We start from the raw sequence: 18,957 nt of genomic DNA, 5'->3' as shown, positions 1-18,957 counted from the left end.
ACGTAACGGGCGCCTACCCTTGAGGTGTAGACGAATTCATTACATATATGGCCATATTTCATAAAAAAATAGTATTCTTAAGCTAATGATTTGTCTTCTCCAATAAAAAAACTAGACCTATCTAAAAGCGCAAAAACGCCTTGGCTTCATTTCACCAAAGGCTATTACCTTTTCTATTGTAAAAAAAAATCTAACTCATGGTAGTGAGGATGATGACCTAAAGCTTCTTCACAGTTTTCGCAAATCACTTGTATATGCATATCCCCATTTGGTTTATAAGTAATCATTTCTTCTTTATCCTTCACTGATAATTGGTCAAACCCTAATATCGATGAATCAATTACCTGTTGTTGAATACTGCCTATTTTTTGCCCACAGTGCCTGCATAAATATATAATTGTCAACGGGAACCGCCTCCAGTACGATTTTACAATCAGAGGTCGTTCAAAAATCTTGCAGCAGCTACCAATGAGCCACAGCTATAGTATCCGCTATTTAAAGGGAATCAATTTTTGAACTAGTTATTGGTTGGTTTTTAACCAACGTTACTTAGTAACTAGTTTAACCGATACACCCTCAACCTATACAAATAGCCCCCGTTGAGAACAAAGGCGCGGGGCGCCCGTTTAGCGACGTAGCGAATGGAACGAATCAACTAAAGATTTAGGAATCATGCCACTAAAACCAGGGGTATGCCGACGCCTGAGCGGCAAGCCCGTTTTTAGTCGGCCTTCCCCTTAGCGACGAACCGATGATGCCTTATCGTAGGGCGCATTTCTAAAGTCGCCTAGTTGCTGGGCAATGGAGCCGGACGTGGCTTCGGTTATTTCGTTATCTCCAAGCGCCTAAATTTATACTTTCTTATCTCTTAAAATAAAACCTCATTCCAAATAAGGAAAATAACAAAAGCTACAAAGCCTTGAAAAATCACGATGATGTAGTTGCTATCAAAATGTCCCCTGTCATGGAAACGTTTTATTACATCGCGCTTCCCCTGTCCCACTCTACACTTTGGTTATCACATCAACCCAACGCAAAGTTGAATCAAGTACATACAAGTACCGATAAATCCCTCTTTGACTCTCCACCACTTGAAGTGTACGAAAAAACAGTTTTGCTATTTTTTTATATGATGTAGTTATTGATTATATTCATTCATTACCTCTGGAAACGGTTTGTGCACCCATGCTTCACATGCATCTGCAGCTTTATTTACACTATTCATTACTTCTTCCGTATCACGTTTAGGGAAAGTTTGCAGAACGTAATCAATAATCGATAGCGATGAATCAGGTCTGCCTATCCCTATTCGAACACGTTTAAAGTCTTTCGAACCAACATGCTCAATAATGGATCTAATTCCATTATGTCCACCATGGCCTCCTTTTTGACGGAGCCTAATTTTTCCGATTGGTAAATCCAAATCATCAAAAATAATCAAAATATTTTCTAAATGAATATGATAATAATCCATTAGCGGCCTTACAGCATCTCCAGAAAGGTTCATAAATGTTTGCGGCTTCACTAACATCAGCTTTTCATTTTCTGTTTGCACAATGGTGTAGTCCGCTTTAAATTTGGACTTATCTAATTTCCATTGGTGGCGTTGAATTAATTCATCAATAACCATAAAACCAACATTATGCCTAGTACGATCATATTTTTTCCCTGGATTTCCTAAACCAATGATACATTTCATAAGCTTACTTCCTTTGTCTTCATATCATTCTTATCCTATCAATAAAACTTGTTGAAAAGCGCGAAAAAAGATTTCGCTTTCGTAACTTGGAAAAATCATACAACGCAACTCTCCCCCCTTATTTAGGAGGGAGAGTTGCGTTTAGATTGTCTTTTGAATGAACCTAATCAATGAAAAATAATTTTGTTTCATTGCAGATTCACTAACCGAGGCTTGAAAAATGCCAATATCTACTAGTTAAAAGTATTTATCTATAACAAACACTTGTTCATGTAAATTTGGCCCTTCTATATGAGTTAAAGTAACTCCCCTTCACCACTGTGTGATTTATAGTGAAAGTTAACAAACGCTTCAGTTTATGCATAGCTTGTCCCCCGCCCTATATGGAAGATACTATTCAACATCTTGCTAAAAAGACACTTCAATATGGACGTTCTATTTTATGCTTTTATAGATATGCTTTAAGCTTACTCTTTTTCTGCATCAACTAATTCTGGTTCTGCATTTTCTGACGGAGCCTCTTCTACATCTTCTAAGGTATCCGGCGCTAATACTGTTGCAACCGTAGTAACCGCTTCGTCTAATATTTCGAAATTACCTTTGATAGCAATATCAGAAACAGCAATACTATCACCAATTTCTAGTTCAGAAACATCGACGACAATTTCTTCAGGGATGTCAGCTGGTTTAGCACGAACTTGCAATTGATATAGTGGTTGTTGCAAGACTCCACCATCTTTCGTCCCTTTTGCCTCTCCTTCTAAACGTAAATTTACTTCTACGTCCATTTCTTCAGCCATATCGACGATATAAAAATCTGCGTGAACAAGCTCATCTCTTATTGGATCGATCTGATAATCATGAAGCATCACATCTACAGGTTTTTCATCTTCAATGTGAAGTGAGATAATCGCGTTTCTACCCTCATCACGAACTGTTTTGATCAATTCAACGCTACTTACAGCAATCGATTTCGCTTCTTTCGCTTTTCCATAAATGACAGCTGGAACACGACCGCTATTTCTAATTTGCTTTGTTGCTGATTTTGTATGATCTTCTCTTCGTTGAGCTGCTAATTTTACTGCCACAATAATCACCCTCCAAATAGTTAAAAACCTACGCTTATTGCAATTACTCAATATTACAGTCTTTTGTTTATTCGGTAAAATGTATAAACCATTCAGGAATAAACATCCATCTTAGATATTACCCGTTTCAGCTAAAACTTAAACATTAATCAAACAAAATACTAACGGATTGCAGTTCATGCACACGAATAATCGCTTCACCGATTAAAGGAGCGACAGAAAGCTGTGTAATCTTATCGATTCGCTTATCGTCCGGTAAAGGAATCGAATTGGTTACAACTAATTCTTTAATTTTTGAATCGTTAATACGTTCCATTGCCGGACCCGATAATACTGGATGTGTACAACAAGCATATACTTCCTTGGCACCATTTTCAACTAATGCATTTGCAGCCAAAGTTATAGTGCCAGCAGTATCAATGATATCATCAATTAGAATTGCTGTCTTCCCTTCAATATTCCCGACAATATTCATTACCTCAGCTACATTAGGGCGTGGTCTGCGCTTATCGATAATTCCAATTGGTGCTTTTAGGCGATCAGCCATTTTTCTCGCCCGTGTCACTCCACCATGGTCAGGTGACATAATGATGATATCTTCCAAGTTTTTTGCTTCAAAATAATCGGAAAGTATTGGTACTCCTTGTAAGTGGTCAATTGGGCTATTAAAGAACCCTTGAATTTGCGGAGCATGCAAATCAAGCGTAATAACACGATCAGAACCTGATGTTTCCAGTAAGTCCGCCACTAACTTTGCTGCAATTGGTTCTCTCGATCTTGCTTTACGATCTTGCCTTGCATATCCGTAATAAGGCATAACAATATTGATGGATTTAGCAGAAGCACGCTTTAAAGCATCAATCATAATTAATAATTCCATTAAATGCTCATTCACCGGTGAGCACGTTGACTGTACGACATAAACATCACAACCACGTATGCTTTCTTCAATGTTAATTTGAATTTCCCCATCGCTAAATCGTGATACAGTACATTTCCCCAGTGTTGTGCCAATATGTCTGGCGATTTCCTCCGCTAATTGTGGATTAGAGTTTAGTGTAAATACCTTCAAGGATGAATCCTTGTAACTAGCTGCCATGAGTTAAAACCCTCCGTTAGTCTTTTTTCCGATTTTTAATTTTTGACGCATACCCTTCTTTATTCGTTTGCTTTGCTCTTGCAATCGATAAAGAATCTTCTGGCACATCCTTGTTAATAGTAGAACCAGCAGCAATGTAAGAACCTTTTCCAATTGTCACAGGTGCAATTAGATTCGAATTGCAGCCAATAAATGACTCATCTTCAATGGTTGTTACATATTTATGCTTTCCATCATAGTTCACTGTAATTGTACCACAACCTACGTTCACATTGCTTCCGACTTGCGCATCTCCAATATAACTTAAATGTGAAACCTTACTATTTTCGCCCAAACTCGTCTTTTTGATTTCAACAAAGTTTCCTATTTTTACCTTGTCACCAATAGCACTATCTGGACGTATATGCGCATATGGACCAATTTTCACATCGTTACCTATATTGCTATCGTTCACAACACTTTGTCTAATTACTGTTCCACTTCCTACATAACAATTGCTCAACTCTGAATATGGACCAATTTCCGCATTTTGCTCAATGACTGTGTTACCTTTAATAATCGTACCTGGATGAATAGTAGTGTCAGCAGCAATCATTACGTCTGGTTCGATATATGTTTGATCCGGATCAATAATTGCTACACCATTACGCATATGATATTCATTAATACGTTGTTTCATAATTTTCTCCGCTTGCGCTAAAGCAACTCGGTCATTTATTCCGAGCGTTTCAGCAAAATCCGGAGTTTGATATGCGCTCACTGTTTCACCTTGAGTTTGAAGGATCTCGATCACATCCGGCAAATAATACTCACCTTGCGCATTATCATTGGAGACATGCTCCAAAGCTCGGAACAGAGCCTGATTATCAAAACAATATGTACCTGTATTAATTTCGTCTACAAGTAGTTCTGCTTCATTTGCATCCTTATGTTCTACAACCCGTTCCACATCATTCTGCTGATTTCGAAGTACTCGTCCGTACCCAGAAGGATTAGGAGCTTTTGCTGTCAGGATGGTTGCTTTTGCACCTGTTTGCTCATGATGATTAATCAATGCTTGATACGTTTCCTTTGTTATTAAAGGTGTATCCCCACAGACAACAACCGTTGTTCCTTCCTTATCTTCTAAAAGTGCTTTAGCTTGGACAACTGCATGTCCAGTTCCCAGCTGTTCTTCTTGAAGGACGTACTCACTAGCAGCACCAATCTGTTTTTTTACATCTTCAGCGCCAAAACCGACAATAGTAATTATTTTATCGACGTTTACGCCACCAATTTGTTCAATAACATGTTGAACCATGGGGCGACCCGCTACAGGATGGAGTACTTTGTAAAGCTTAGATTTCATTCTTGTGCCTTGCCCTGCTGCCAATATGACAGCATATCGATTCGTCATATAAAGAACCTCCATCATTTCAATTTATCCATTATGAATATATCTTAAATACCTGCTCTTTTCAATAGATAAACCGTGTAAATCAAGAAGTGCCTGCAATAAAGTCAACCCTCATTAATGAGGTTTTTCTCATCCTTCACTGATTGAAGTAGAACAGAGGTTAAGTATCCAAGTAGCCTTGAGAAAGAAAAAACACTTTTTCTGCGTATCACGCCTGCTACGTTCAACATCCTATCTAACGAATCCGAATATAAGTGCTGTTATCTCCCCACTTCGAGCTCTTTGTTTCTCCTCAACCCTTAGAAGTATTAGTCTTAGGAAACATTACATTTGTTAGAAAAACTTGGCTTGTCGCCAAGTCTTATGGCGGAAGCCTTTGTTTTTCTTATACTTTTCCTATAGTGGAACAAAGAAGGCGCAAGCGCCCGTTTAGCAACGTAGCGAATGGAACGAATCAACTAAAGATTTAGGAATCATGCCACTAAAAACAGGGGTATGCCGACGCCTGAGCGGCAAGCCCGTTTTTAGTCGGCCTTCCCCTTAGCGACGAACCGATGAGGCCTTATCGTAGGGCGATTCGTGAAGTCGCCTAGTTGCTGGGCTCATGCACCGGACGTGGCTATTCGGTTATTTTGGTATCCCAAGCACCTCATTTTATACTTTTGTATGAAAAAACGCTATTTACCATTATATAACTTATTTATTTTAGGTAGTATTTCAAGAATTTAAACATTATATAGCAAAATTTTTCACCATAGATGGTGGCTCGCGCTCTAGGCGAGCCATGGTGGTTTCTTATCTTTGAACAAAAGCTTTTCGCTTAAGTTGATGTTTGAGACGAATAACCATTTTACCACTTAAACAAGCTAAATAGATATTTCTAAAAGTAAATCAGTAAGTAACACTTGTATTTTGCAAACGTAACTATGTCTCACCCTTTCAAAAATAGCAAACGTTTACAAACAAAAAAAGAAGGCTAACCTTATGTAGATTAGACCTCTAGTTGTTATGCTAACATATTAGAAAAAATAATTAGGAAGCCCCAGCTTCTTCATACTTTACTTCTTCATCACCTGCTCGGTGATACTCTTCTAATACAGCGTCCTGAATTTTTGCACGGGTCCCAGAATTAATTGGGTGGGCAATATCTCTAAATTCCCCATCCGGCGTTCGCTTGGATGGCATCGCAACAAACAGTCCATTATTACCGTCAATTACACGGATATCATGGACAACAAATTCCTGATCCAAAGTAATCGATGCGATCGCTCGCATTCTGCCTTCTGTATTAACGCGGCGTAACCTAACGTCAGTTACTTCCATGATGTGTCACCACCTTTTCACATTTGAATCTATATTAACTAGTTCAACAAAACTATCAAAAGTCCTGCTAAAATATTAAAAAAAATAAAATATTTTTAATACAGCACAAAAATAATAGCGCTTCCATAAAAACATAATTAATTCATGCTTTAATTATGGGCATCTCCTCCTACTAGCCCGTTCTATGTTTGAGCTAACAAAAGTGGATTGGGTAAATTTCATATGTGGCATACATTGAAAATGTAAGTTCCTTATAGCTCAAGTGGAGGAGTAGAAAAATGCAGAGATAATATACCTTTTTTGGTAAACGATATAACTTACTGCATTTCAAACATAATTATTATCTAATGTAAAGCCACATGCCGCAAGATCCTTTTACGGCATGTTTATTCCTAAAGATTAAATTGATATGTCTCAATGAGATTTATGAGTCCTTATTGTGTAAAGCAGTTACATTTTAAAAACGATGGTTGACTAATCTGTAGCAGCATAGTTCGTCTCTACACATGCTATTGCATCAAATTGCCGACATGTACATCAATATACTTCTTTTTCATATCTACATTTGATATTTTTATCAAGGATGTATAATCATCAATAACACGCTCTTCTTCTTCGTCATCTGCTTCAGCTAATACCCCTATTGCTTGTACCGTTGCATGAAACTCTTCCAGTAAATTAATCATCCCTGTTATGGTTCCACCAGCTTTCATAAAATCATCGATGATACAGACCTTTGCCCCTTCTGATAAACTGCGTTTAGGTAATACCATTGTCTGAATCTTCCTAGACGATCCGGATACATAATTAATACTTACGGAGGAGCCCTCCGTTACCTTTGGATCTCTGCGAACAATGACAACGGGAACATTGAGAAATGAGGCAACTGCGTATGCAAGTGGAATGCCCTTCGTAGCAACAGTTACAACCACATCGATATCCATTTCAGAGAATGCCGACGCAAAAACACGCCCAATTTCTCGTACGGTCTTTGGATCTCCTAACAGATCACTCATATATAAATACCCACCAGGCAGGATACGAGCTGGATCTTCAAGCTTTCGTCGTAATTCTTCAACAAACAGCTTATTTTTCTCATGTACCCGTGCAGGGATATATTTCACTCCTCCTCCTGCACCTGTCGTCCGTTGCAAATAGCCAATCCCTTCACTTCGAAATACTGCATCAATTATATCCATATCTTCACTTACAGAAGCTTTCGTTGTATCTAGTTGCGACACAAAATACGGAAATTGTGTGTGTGTTCGGGGATTTTCAAGAAAAAAATTGGTTAAAGCAACTAAACGGTTACTTCTTTTCATCTCCACACCTCAAAACCGAATATTTTCCTCTTAATATACCATCAATATATGTTTTTTACCAATATAATCATCCTAATAATCGCACATAATAAACTTCTTCACAAAAACCTCTCATCCCATTATATATTCTTTTAGCTTTGCTTTCATGTTCAACAAGACCATACACGGTTGGTCCGCTCCCGCTCATAAGTACACCAGAGGCCCCTGCTTGCTGCAATACATTTTTAATCTGTTGCACTTCTGGATGTTGCCCCATCGTTAACGGCTCCAGCGCATTTCCTAGACTAAGACACAGCTTCTCAAAGCTTCCTTCTTCTAATGCATTCATAACTCGTCTTGTTTCCGGATGAACAAGATCTTCAACTACAATTCGCTGGAAAATGGTCCTTGAAGATACACCAATATCTGGCTTGGCTAAAACAACCCAACAAGGAGGTGGTGAAGGAAGTGCTTCTACGATTTCTCCTCTACCTTTAGCTAGTCCTGTTCTACCGTATATACAAAATGGCACGTCTGTACCTAATAACGCACCTAGTTGCGCTAATTCAGCTTGAGAAATCTTTAGTTCCCAGAGGCGATTTAAACCCTTCAATACTGCCGCGGCATCCGCGCTGCCACCGGCAAGTCCCGCAGAAACAGGGATGTTTTTTTCAATCGAAATATGCACACCTTTGCGAATACCATATATTTGTTTTAATACCAATGCAGCTTGATATGCTAAATTACGTTTATCACTTGGGACAAATCTGCTTTCCAAAGATATTTCAATTCGATCCTCAGGCAATTCAAATAAACGAATCCGATCAGCTAAATCAATCGTTGTCATAATCATTTCGACGTTATGGTATCCGTCACATCTTTTACTTAAGACATCCAGTGATAAATTTATTTTTGCAGGTGCTTTTTCAAAAATTACCATCACCCGTCACCTTCTTGTTTATAGATAATAAAATTGTAACACATTCCATTCTGCCACGTGAATGACAAATAAAAAAACCAAAAAGCTAATATACAAAAGTCAGCTAATGAAAACAAGACAAACCCAATTAGGATTTGTCTTGTTCCATACTAGCTTCCGCTCTTTCAATGGCACGTTTCACCATGTTTCCAGCATCACGAGATCTAATGCCGCCCCATCCTTCCCTTTGCACCGTGTCGTAAAACCCCAACTCTTTCGCAATTTCTTCTTTTAATTGATCTGACATCATTCCACGCCTTCTAGCCACGAAGACAGGCCCCCTTTTAATGAGTATTGGTCACGACAGTTTTAGTATGTACTTTATCAGCAATTGCACACCAGTTATATGTAAGCAAAAAAGGAAATAATAAGGAATTTATTTTCTCACTATTCTGTTAATTAGTTTTAAAATAAAAGCAGTAAACCTAAGGGTTACTGCTCAAGCACTGAAGCGATGCTTCTGTCATCTGTAAAGCGAAGCTCCACTGTTTCTGTCAAAACGTCTGCATAGCTGTATGAAACACGTTCGAATGCATTTTCTTCTTGGTCAAGCTCTACAATAAATACAGAAGGGTATGTTTCTGCAAGGATGCCAGATCGCTCAATGGTTTTCCTTCTACCACCATTCGCTTTAAGCTTTAACCGTTTTCCAACATGACCTTCAAGACCTTGCTTAATTTCGATTAATGTTTTCGCCACTATACTCCACCTCACTGTAAACATCATACCATGAACTTGTACATTAGTCAAGTGAAACTATATATTATATCAGTATTACTTTTTTAATGTCAATATATTTTTTGGTATTTTCGTATATTATTTGTTTTTATTAACTTTTTATGCACATTTTTTAGAAATTCTTGACTTCATTAGCCAAAAAGCTTATAGAGGCATAGGAGCAATCTATTGGGTATACATATATTTCATAAGCACGTTAGATAATATATCCGGCTGAACATACCTCATCGAAATGTCATTGGTCGCATATGGATTATTCATGTAAAAAAATATATGGAAAAAGTATTTATGAAAAAATGTAATCAAAACATGCCAGAGAGAATAGCGAGGGGGAAGTAGAAAGGCTAACACAATAAATACGATTGTTACTGTTACTTCATTCGTTGCTTTTTCCTTCCTCTCCCATATACGGTAGACCTGTACGCAAAAGACCTCTCGTTTCAACACCACCCATTCCTTTGTTTCCTGTCAAAGTATTTCGAATAGCATCCCAGACGCTCACTTTTTCCATAAAAGGTGTGTACGCAACTTTTGCGGCAATATATACTGGGTCTAACGCATGAATATTAACACGTAAAGGAGAACTGGCAAAATTAGCACCCGCACGAATCAGCAGTTCAAAATGAGATTGGCATGCACCTGCAAAAATCACGAGCTGATCCAAATTCGGATTCATTCTTCGCGCTTCTCGTACCGCTTCAATAAAGTATTTCGAGTTACGATATGCACGAAGATCCTGCTTTTCCCCTTTGTTTTTTGAAAAAGCATCATGCCCTGTTATAACGATAATATCCGGCTGAATCTTTGCTATTAATTCTGTAATTTGTACAGGCATATCGCGTTCATATAAGTGTACACCGTGCACTTGCAGCCCAATGCGCTGATATAGATCGATACATTTTTTCAAATACATAGGATCACCATCTATATGCAAAACCTTAGCAGGCAACTGAAAATAAGACACCTCATGCAAGAATCCATCCGTAGCCTGATACTGCCGTTTTTCCTTCAACAATTGATAATCTTGGCGAAATAAACGATAGGAAGACTCTTCTTTTTCTTTTCCTAGCCGTCTCCGCTTTTGTAATTCCCTTTCTTCAACCAATCGCAAGTCAGCTGTTGGAGCATCCGCTTTGAGGCGAATATCCTCACCTACTAAATCTACCTGTTCTTTTTTCACAGAAGAAATCCGAAATAATATATCATGTTGATAAGAGTATCGTGTGACTAAATCGCCTCTTGTGTAACTCATACTATACTTCACAGCCTTCCTGAGCTTTAGGATTATGATATATAGTATGAATATCTGTAAAAACTGTGCGTTTGTATCAGTTAGGTATATTTACATTGTAGGATGAGCTTCTTTTTTAAAATTACGTATGGTGCAGGTAAATTCAAAAAACACCCCAAAGATTAGATTTACACTCTAATTTTAGGGTGCAACGTAACACACGTCATTACGATAGGTTGTTGAACGAAAAACGCTTTTGTACCACTTTTTTCGCCTATCTGCATTGCTTACAATATAAAGTAAACCTTCCATCATTCAGGAACTAGTAAATCAAAGGCTAGAAACTCAAGCGTCCTTGAAAAAGAAGAGCACTTTTTCTGCGTGTCACGCCTCCTATGAACAACATTCTACCTGCATGAAATCGGAAAGTTAGGTGCTGTTAACTCCCCCCTTTCATGAAGTAGGGGTCTTACGGCGTTTTACATTCGGGATAAAATAGGTTTGCCAGTATAGCAAATTCTTCCATTGCTAAAGATTCTCCACGTCTTCCTCCATCAATACCAGCCTGTTCTAGCATGAGACTAATTTCTTCTTTCGTTAACCGCTCATTGAAATAATTTGATAAATTATTACGCAATGTTTTACGACGTTGAGCAAAACTTGCTTGAATAAGTGCAAAAAAGAAATCTTCATCCAGTACGCTTACAGGTGCTTTTGTACGCCTAACTAACCTTAAAATGCTGGAGTCTACATTAGGTTGCGGCATAAAAGCGCGTTTTGGTACATGCATAACCACTTCTGCTTCCGTATAATATTGTACAGCCAACGTTAAAGAACCGTAGCTTTTCGAATTAGGCTTTGCTGCCATTCTTTCAGCAACTTCTTTTTGAATCATCACTGTGAAACTGTCGATCGGTAACTTATCACGCAATAATTTCATTAAGATTGGAGTAGTTATATAATAAGGCAAGTTTGCAACAAGATGAACAGATTGCCCAGGGTGAAAATGCGTAGCTATCATGTTACGTACATTAGCTTGTAAAATATCCTCATGAACAATTTCAACATTGTTATAAGAAGCGAGCGTATCCTCTAATACTGGGATTAGACGTTGGTCTATTTCAAACGCCAACACCTTTTGCCCATGGATGGCTAATTGTTCTGTTAAAGCACCAATTCCAGGGCCTATTTCAATTACTCCCGTCTCTTTTGTAATACCTGCATGGCGAATAATGTTACTCAAGATATTACTGTCAATTAAGAAGTTCTGTCCTAGGCTTTTTTTAAAAGAAAAATGATATTTCGCTAAGATTTCTTTCGTTCGTGATGGCGTTGCTATATATTTATGATTGGTCATTTTTCGCTTTCCTCTCTCGGCCAATTTGTCTTACTGCTCTTTTAAGCTCAGCTTTGCCAATGCCAAACATCGTTAATCGTTTTAACAACTGCTTGCCATTAGTGTGTCCAATTTGTAATAACTCACCAAGTTGCTCACGTCTCTTGTTAGCTTCTAATCCACCAATGAATCCATAATGAATTAAATCCGCTTTGGTTATCTCACTTTCCCGTACCGGTTGTAACTCATATACAGCGGCTAGCGCTTGTTTAATATCAGCGATAGAGGCATGCTCAATTCCTAAACTTTTCGTAGTAGAACGCTTGTCACGCGCCTGATCACGTGTTAAAAAAGCATGCTTACAGCCTGGTATGGCCTGATCCACAATGTGACGAATCCGTTGCCCAGGATAGTCTGGATCTGTGAAAATAATGACACCTCGCTTCTCTTTGGCATGCTGAATTTGTTTTAAAATACATGAATTAATGGCCGAGCCATTTGTTTCAATTGTATCTGCATGAACAGCTTGGAGAACTTTTGCTGTATCATCTTTTCCTTCTACAACGATTACTTCTTTAACCTTCACAAGTTTCCCTCTTCCATATCTTTCTTAATGGTGCGTAACATAAAGGAGCAGGTGATAAAACACGAACTCCATCTTACATTATCTCAATTATAAACAATCTCTATAAGTGTATCATAAAGTGAAAGTTCATTCAGGGAGGTGTTTCTTTATCCTTCTCTAATTATGGGTGAAGGGGGTATGTAACTTACCATGAAATTCTCCATTTATTTATCTATCTCGAACCGAAAGTTCCAAGTTAAGTGTTCTCTTCCAATTACATACGGGATAAACTAATAAAGAAAATCATCAATTTGTGGAGATTTTTCATTCATCCCCCACGGCTTGTTAGTACCGTAGTGGTATGACCTAAAGGGCGCTTACAAATAGCATTTAGGCGCTGTTATCTCCAATGTAGACTTGTTGCATTGAAAATTATCCAACTCCTGAAGTAGGAGGCTTACTGCACCTTATATACGGGATAAACTAATAAAAAAAATAGCTCTTACCACGATACGGTGGTAAGAGCTCGAAACTAATTAAGAACTTTCACAGTTACTGTTTTTACACCCCAACTATATGCAGCTTTTTTGGATGGGACATGGACATCAATCCGATTTCCAACAATATGGCCACCTGTGTCGCCAGCAACGGCTTCACCATATCCTTCTACCCAAACTCTTGATCCTAAAGGGATAACACTAGGGTCAACAGCAATTACTTTCATATTTGGATTAGCATTTAAATCAATCCCTGTTGTGGTAAATCCTGAACAACCTCCACAGCTAGCCGTGTAAGCACTCGCGGACATCGTAAAGGTGTTCCTTGAGCTTGTTTGCTTCTCCTTAGTTGTTGATACAGTGCTAGGCTTATTATTTGATTTCGGTTGTTTATTTGCTAATGTTACTAGATCGTTGTCCTGTTGCGCTTCTTTTGTTCCTATTGCAACAATCCGATTTTTACTTTCCTCAACAACCTCTTCATCAATTAGGTCTCTGCTTACTTCTTTTCCATTCTCTTTTACGATCTGGTAAACCTTCTTCACCTTGCCAGCTTTTCCTTCAGTAAGAACACGTTCCTCACCTTTTGGCAAATTACTATCTTCTCTCTCTTCTGTCTCAAACGCCATTTCTTCCGTTACATGATCTTTTTCCGTTTTAACACGGACAACGGAAATGACTGTATCCTTTGTCACTGGCTTGTTTAAAGCAGGCTCCACTTTGTCAGCGCTGTCTTTATCAAATGTTACGTTTGATTGTTCCAGTACTTCTGCAACAGTGCCTCCAGTCGTCCAAATACGCTTCTGATTTTCACCATCGTTAACCGTAATCTCATACGCTTGGTTGATTTTCAAATGCAATCCATCTGTAATTACATCCCCTTTAGTGAAAGAAACATCATCACGTTGATGGTACGACAAGTTATTTTCCTTCAAAAATGCATCTATAGTATCTGTAGTAGTGTAATATTCCGTTTGTTTTCCATTGATTGTCACGAACACTTGCTTTGCTTGTTTGTAGTTGATTTCCATTCCGTTTTTAATGGAATCATTCATGTTGTGGGATAAGTGATCATGCTCTCCGACACGAATACCTACTTCTGCCAGTACTTCTTTTACGGTGCTTTTGTGTGTTTTTACCGTTTGCTCTTCGCCATCGTTTGTTATGACTACTTCTGCCTTTGTAGCATCAAATAAAATGAATCCGGAAAATGCAACAAGTGCTAAAACACCAATAAAAGATAGAACCAGTTTCATTGTCGACGCCGGCATTAGCTTTGAAAACTTTCGCATGCTTTTGCCTCCCTCTTAATGCATTTTGATTATAGTAACAGTTATATGTAAAGTCAAAGTAATTACCGTTACGTTTGCATTACAATTCCATTACACTGCAATAGAGCTAGGCTATTTACTACGTTTCTTATTCTATAAACCATTGATACAACAAGGTTTATGTCAAAAACAAAACAAGGTAAAGTAAGCAGGGTTTTATTAAAACTTCCCCGCTGTTTTTACCTTGTTTTTCCTATTTTTTAACAAATTAATTCAGTTTTATGACAACCGCCCTAATTATAACCGAAAGAGAGAAAGGGCGTTTTTTGTCGTAATTTCACCAATTTCTTCCAGACTAGTCCCTCTTAGTGCAGCAATTTTTTCTGCAACTAATTTGACATAAGCTGGTTCATTTCTTTTACCCCGATAGGGGTGTGGGGCTAGAAATGGTGCATCGGTCTCAATTAACAATCGCTCTAATGGAACTTGGACAGCAACTTCCTTTGGTAAGGTCGCATTTTTAAAGGTAACTGGTCCCCCAAGTGAGATATAAAAATTCATATCCAGGCAATCCTGTACATAGTCTACCGAATCATTGTAGCAGTGCATAATTCCACCTATCGACTCCGCCTTTTCTTCCTTTAAAATCGAAATGATATCTTCTGTTGCCTCGCGATTATGAATAATAATTGGCAGCTGTACTTTTTTTGCTAATTGTATCTGCTTGCGAAATACTTCCTTTTGCACCTCTTTCGGCGACTTGTCCCAATGATAATCCAAGCCCATTTCACCAAGTGCTACTACTTTAGGATGAGAGGAAAGCTCTTCTATCCACTCTAACTCTTGTTCTGTCATATCTACCGCATCCACTGGATGCCAGCCAACCGCAGCATAAATCGTCTCATACTGTTCTGCAATTTCGATCGCTAACGGAATGGTTTCACGATCAAAACCAACGACTAACATACGTGTGACACCTGCATCAAAAGCCCGTTTTATTGTTTCTTCACGATCCTCAAAAAAATCTCTTGCGTTCAAATGCACATGTGTGTCAAATAACAATTTGTTCACTCCTTAACAACTTTAGGAAAAGAGGCTGGGACATAAGCAAATCCTATACAACAACAGCCGCGATCCATTTTTCCGTATATAAAATGCTGTAAGTCACTCACTTCAAGAGTTGGAGAAATATACTACAACGAGCGAAGCGAGAGATAACGATACGTAAATTCTTCATTCGTTTAGAGACCTTTGTCATACCATTTGTATGAAAAAAACGCTATTTACCATTATATGACTTATTTATTTTAGGTAGTATTTCAAGAATTTAAACATTATAAAGTAAAATTTTTCATCATAGATGGTGGCTTGCGCTCTTGGCGAGCCATGGTGGTTTCTGATCTTACAAAGAAAGGGCGGATAAAAGAATCCCCCCACTCATTGAAGATTCACTTTAGTCTTCGTTTTTTTAATTAGCTGTTTTAGTTATGTCCCAGCCTCTGTTAAATTCCTTTATTTTACAACTGAACCATTCGGTAGTTCGGCTTCTACAGTAGCTAACACTAGCTTCCCTGTTGCATCCTCTCCACAAAGAATCATGCCTTCTGATTTTTCTCCACGTAATTTCACTGGTTTTAAGTTCGTTACACAAATTACTTTTTTCCCAACTAAATCATCGGGTTGGTAATATAGAGCAATGCCTGATACTACTTGGCGCTTTTCTGTTCCTAAATCTAGCTGTAGCTTCAATAATTTGTCTGCCTTTTTAACAGGCTCTGCCTTCAATACTTCTGCAACACGCATATCTACTTTCATGAAATCATCGAACACAATTTCTTCTTTTATTGGCTTCTCTTCTACCTTTGTTTTCTTTTCTTTAGGCGGATTCATCATTGCTTTAATAGCTTGAATCTCTTCTTCCACCTGTAAGCGTGGAAAAATCGGTTGCCCTTTATTTACAATTGACCCTCCAGCTTTCATATTACCTTCTTCATAAAGGCTATCCCACTCTTTTAACTTGGCATCTTCTATACCCAGCTGTCGGAAAATTTCTGCTGGAGCTTCTGTTAAAAATGGCTGAAGCAAGACAGCTGCTTTCCGTAAATATTCGGCCAGATGAGCCATCACGTTACCCAGCCGGACCTTTTTCGTTTCATCTCTGGCTAAAATCCATGGTTCTGTCTCATCAATATATTTATTCGTACGACTAATGAGTTGCCATATAGCCCCTAAAGCTACAGAAAACTGCATTTCCTCCATCGCATCTTCTACTTTTTCTATGGTCTGTTTACCAAATGCTTCTAATGCACCATCAATATCTGTTTCAGCAGCTTGATATGCTGGCATCTCCCCTGCAAAATATTTATTAATCATGGCTACAGTACGGTTCAATAAATTACCTAAATCATTAGCCAAGTCATAATTCGTTCGTTCCACGAAGCCTTCAGGTGTAAATACCCCGTCCGAGCCAAACGGTACTTCTCGAAGTAAATAATAACGAAGAGCATCCAAACCATAACGATCAATTAACTTCACAGGATCAATGACATTTCCTTTTGATTTTGACATTTTTCCATCCTTCATTAAAATCCACCCATGAGCAAACACCTTTTTCGGCAATGGAAGATCAAGCGCCATTAACATAATTGGCCAATAAATGGTATGGAACCGCACAATTTCTTTGCTCATTAAATGAACATCTGCCGGCCAATATTTTTGATACTTCTCGTCATCATCAGTCCCGTATCCTAACGCAGTTATATAATTGGTCAATGCGTCGATCCATACATAAATGACATGTTTCGGATCACCAGGAACCTTAATTCCCCAATCAAACGTTGTCCGCGAAACAGCTAAGTCCTCTAGCCCAGGTTTAATGAAATTATTCAACATTTCATTTTTGCGACTTTCAGGCTGAATAAATGTAGGGTTGTCTTCATAAAACTGAACAAGTCGGTCGACATATTTGCTCATTTTAAAGAAATAGGACTCTTCTTTTACCTTCTCAACCGGTCCGCCACAATCCGGACAGCGCCCTTCATCTAATTGGCGTTCTGTAAAGAATGATTCGCAGGATGTACAATACCAGCCCTCGTATTCATCTAAGTAAATATCGCCCTGCCTAACAAGCTGATCAAAGATTTGCGCAACCATTTTTTTATGCCGTTCTTCCGTCGTACGGATAAAATCATCATTCGATATTTTTAGCTTTTTCCATAACTTTTGAATACCATCGACGATATGGTCGACATATTCCTGTGGAGAGACCCCATTTTCTGTCGCCTTTTTTTGAATCTTTTGTCCATGCTCATCAGTTCCAGTTAAATACATAACATCGAAGCCACGCAACCGTTTATATCGAGCCATCGCATCTCCAGCAACTGTCGAATACGCATGTCCAATATGCAAATTTCCACTAGGGTAATAAATCGGTGTCGTTATATAAAATGTTTTTTCATTATTTACCATCTGCTTACCTCCTTGTGCATTACCTAACATCCTTTTTTAAGCTATTACTATTGTAGCTTTTATCAGCTTATTTGCCAAATAGAGTGTTAAATACTTTACAATTTAAGATACAAAATGTAAAGTCGAATTATAGTAGAGATATTTTGAAATTAAGATAAAAAACTACCCGCAAACAATTGTTTGAATAGTATGTTAAATTGAATGATGGTTTTGTTATACCCCTAAATTCAAATAACATATACGAAAACAAAATTATCTTAAAAATTTCTGCGTTGTCAATAATATACACCAGTCTAGTATACCAATCAGTAATACTTATATAAGTTTGTTTGCACCCTTTTGGTAAAATGAGGAAACAGCTTTTAGTATAACCTTAAAACAGACGAAAAAGCCTGATATGGTAAGGTTTTTCAAAACAATCCAAATTATTTAATTTTCTGGTAAATATTTATTGACAGAAAAAAGAAACACTGGTATTCTATTGCATAGAAAGATGTCGAATTATGACGATTTTTTTAGTTTACTAATTTTGAAGAACGACGGGTGTGCGCCCCATGAAGGCTGTCCCGTTTTTCGAAAGTATAGGGGGGAAGTAATTTGAAATCTACCGGAATTGTACGTAAAGTTGATGAACTTGGCCGTGTAGTTATCCCGATGGAGCTTCGGCGTACGTTGGAAATTCAAGAAAAAGACGCAATGGAAATCTACGTTGAAAATGACAAAATCATACTTAAAAAGTATAAGCCGAACATGACTTGTCATCTTACTGGTGAGGTATCCGATGATAATCTTTCACTAGCCAACGGCAAAATTGTCCTTAGCCCAGAAGGTGCACAACAACTCCTGCAAGAAATAGAATCGAGACTAAATAAATAAAGTCTTAAAAAGACCTGACGCTTGCGTTGCCCGTCAGGTCTTTTTTCTATACGTTATTATTTATATGATGCGATCACCATATAAGTCGGA

17 protein-coding genes are annotated in these 18,957 nt (G+C 38.1%); 1 reads left to right on the top strand and 16 read right to left on the bottom strand.

What is annotated here, in order from left to right:
- Window positions 1–173 precede the first annotated feature (173 nt).
- The 16 genes from fin to metG form a co-directional block, all read right to left on the bottom strand.
- A complete protein-coding gene (gene fin, locus KBP50_RS00535) occupies window positions 174–404 on the bottom strand; it encodes an anti-sigma-F factor Fin (RefSeq protein ID WP_050350484.1) in 231 nt (76 codons plus the stop codon).
- Between the two features lie 734 nt (window positions 405–1,138).
- Window positions 1,139–1,699: an aminoacyl-tRNA hydrolase gene (gene pth / locus KBP50_RS00530; protein ID WP_050350485.1), complete on the bottom strand. Its 561-nt coding sequence runs from the start codon at window positions 1,697–1,699 to the stop codon at window positions 1,139–1,141.
- Window positions 1,700–2,166: 467 nt separating this feature from the next.
- Window positions 2,167–2,787: a 50S ribosomal protein L25/general stress protein Ctc gene (locus KBP50_RS00525; protein WP_050350486.1), complete on the bottom strand. Its 621-nt coding sequence runs from the start codon at window positions 2,785–2,787 to the stop codon at window positions 2,167–2,169.
- 145 nt (window positions 2,788–2,932) lie between these two features.
- The gene (locus KBP50_RS00520; protein WP_050350487.1) at window positions 2,933–3,886 is read right to left on the bottom strand and encodes a ribose-phosphate diphosphokinase; all 954 of its coding nucleotides are present in this window, start codon (window positions 3,884–3,886) and stop codon (window positions 2,933–2,935) included.
- Between the two features lie 16 nt (window positions 3,887–3,902).
- Entirely contained in the window at window positions 3,903–5,282 is a 1,380-nt protein-coding gene (glmU, locus tag KBP50_RS00515; RefSeq protein WP_050350488.1) for a bifunctional UDP-N-acetylglucosamine diphosphorylase/glucosamine-1-phosphate N-acetyltransferase GlmU, read from the bottom strand.
- A gap of 1,032 nt (window positions 5,283–6,314) precedes the next feature.
- Complete coding sequence (gene spoVG / locus KBP50_RS00510; protein ID WP_050350489.1) at window positions 6,315–6,605, bottom strand: septation regulator SpoVG; 291 nt, start codon at window positions 6,603–6,605, stop codon at window positions 6,315–6,317.
- 509 nt (window positions 6,606–7,114) lie between these two features.
- Window positions 7,115–7,927 (bottom strand): pur operon repressor, encoded by an 813-nt coding sequence (gene purR / locus KBP50_RS00505; RefSeq protein WP_050350490.1) that lies wholly within the window; start codon window positions 7,925–7,927, stop codon window positions 7,115–7,117.
- A 67-nt stretch (window positions 7,928–7,994) separates the two neighbouring features.
- Complete coding sequence (ispE, locus tag KBP50_RS00500) at window positions 7,995–8,846, bottom strand: 4-(cytidine 5'-diphospho)-2-C-methyl-D-erythritol kinase (RefSeq protein ID WP_050350491.1); 852 nt, start codon at window positions 8,844–8,846, stop codon at window positions 7,995–7,997.
- A gap of 127 nt (window positions 8,847–8,973) precedes the next feature.
- On the bottom strand, window positions 8,974–9,153 hold the full coding sequence (locus KBP50_RS00495) for a small, acid-soluble spore protein, alpha/beta type (RefSeq protein ID WP_050350492.1): 180 nt from the start codon (window positions 9,151–9,153) through the stop codon (window positions 8,974–8,976).
- A gap of 164 nt (window positions 9,154–9,317) precedes the next feature.
- On the bottom strand, window positions 9,318–9,584 hold the full coding sequence (veg, locus tag KBP50_RS00490; protein WP_050350493.1) for a biofilm formation stimulator Veg: 267 nt from the start codon (window positions 9,582–9,584) through the stop codon (window positions 9,318–9,320).
- A gap of 415 nt (window positions 9,585–9,999) precedes the next feature.
- Window positions 10,000–10,875 carry a sporulation peptidase YabG gene (yabG, locus tag KBP50_RS00485; RefSeq protein ID WP_050350494.1) on the bottom strand — a complete coding sequence of 292 codons (876 nt, stop codon included), beginning with the start codon at window positions 10,873–10,875 and terminating at the stop codon, window positions 10,000–10,002.
- Window positions 10,876–11,323: 448 nt separating this feature from the next.
- Complete coding sequence (gene rsmA / locus KBP50_RS00480; RefSeq protein ID WP_050350495.1) at window positions 11,324–12,211, bottom strand: 16S rRNA (adenine(1518)-N(6)/adenine(1519)-N(6))-dimethyltransferase RsmA; 888 nt, start codon at window positions 12,209–12,211, stop codon at window positions 11,324–11,326.
- Window positions 12,198–12,776, bottom strand: a complete 579-nt coding sequence (gene rnmV / locus KBP50_RS00475) for a ribonuclease M5 (RefSeq protein WP_050350496.1) — start codon at window positions 12,774–12,776, stop codon at window positions 12,198–12,200. Before rnmV ends, rsmA begins: the two co-directional genes overlap by 14 nt.
- 511 nt (window positions 12,777–13,287) lie before the next feature.
- A complete protein-coding gene (locus KBP50_RS00470; protein ID WP_050350497.1) occupies window positions 13,288–14,544 on the bottom strand; it encodes a resuscitation-promoting factor in 1,257 nt (418 codons plus the stop codon).
- 276 nt (window positions 14,545–14,820) lie between these two features.
- Window positions 14,821–15,585 (bottom strand): TatD family hydrolase, encoded by a 765-nt coding sequence (locus KBP50_RS00465; protein ID WP_050350498.1) that lies wholly within the window; start codon window positions 15,583–15,585, stop codon window positions 14,821–14,823.
- 450 nt (window positions 15,586–16,035) lie between these two features.
- Window positions 16,036–17,991 carry a methionine--tRNA ligase gene (gene metG / locus KBP50_RS00460; protein WP_050350499.1) on the bottom strand — a complete coding sequence of 652 codons (1,956 nt, stop codon included), beginning with the start codon at window positions 17,989–17,991 and terminating at the stop codon, window positions 16,036–16,038.
- 597 nt (window positions 17,992–18,588) lie between these two features.
- Between metG and KBP50_RS00455 the strand changes: the two genes are divergently transcribed.
- Window positions 18,589–18,867, top strand: a complete 279-nt coding sequence (locus tag KBP50_RS00455) for a transition state genes transcriptional regulator AbrB (RefSeq protein ID WP_050350500.1) — start codon at window positions 18,589–18,591, stop codon at window positions 18,865–18,867.
- Window positions 18,868–18,957 lie beyond the last annotated feature (90 nt).

The organism is Virgibacillus pantothenticus (genome assembly GCF_018075365.1).
GTDB lineage: Bacteria > Bacillota > Bacilli > Bacillales > Amphibacillaceae > Virgibacillus > Virgibacillus pantothenticus.
Note: the sequence above shows the minus strand (reverse complement) of the source record. Positions and strands in the feature narration are given on the sequence as shown.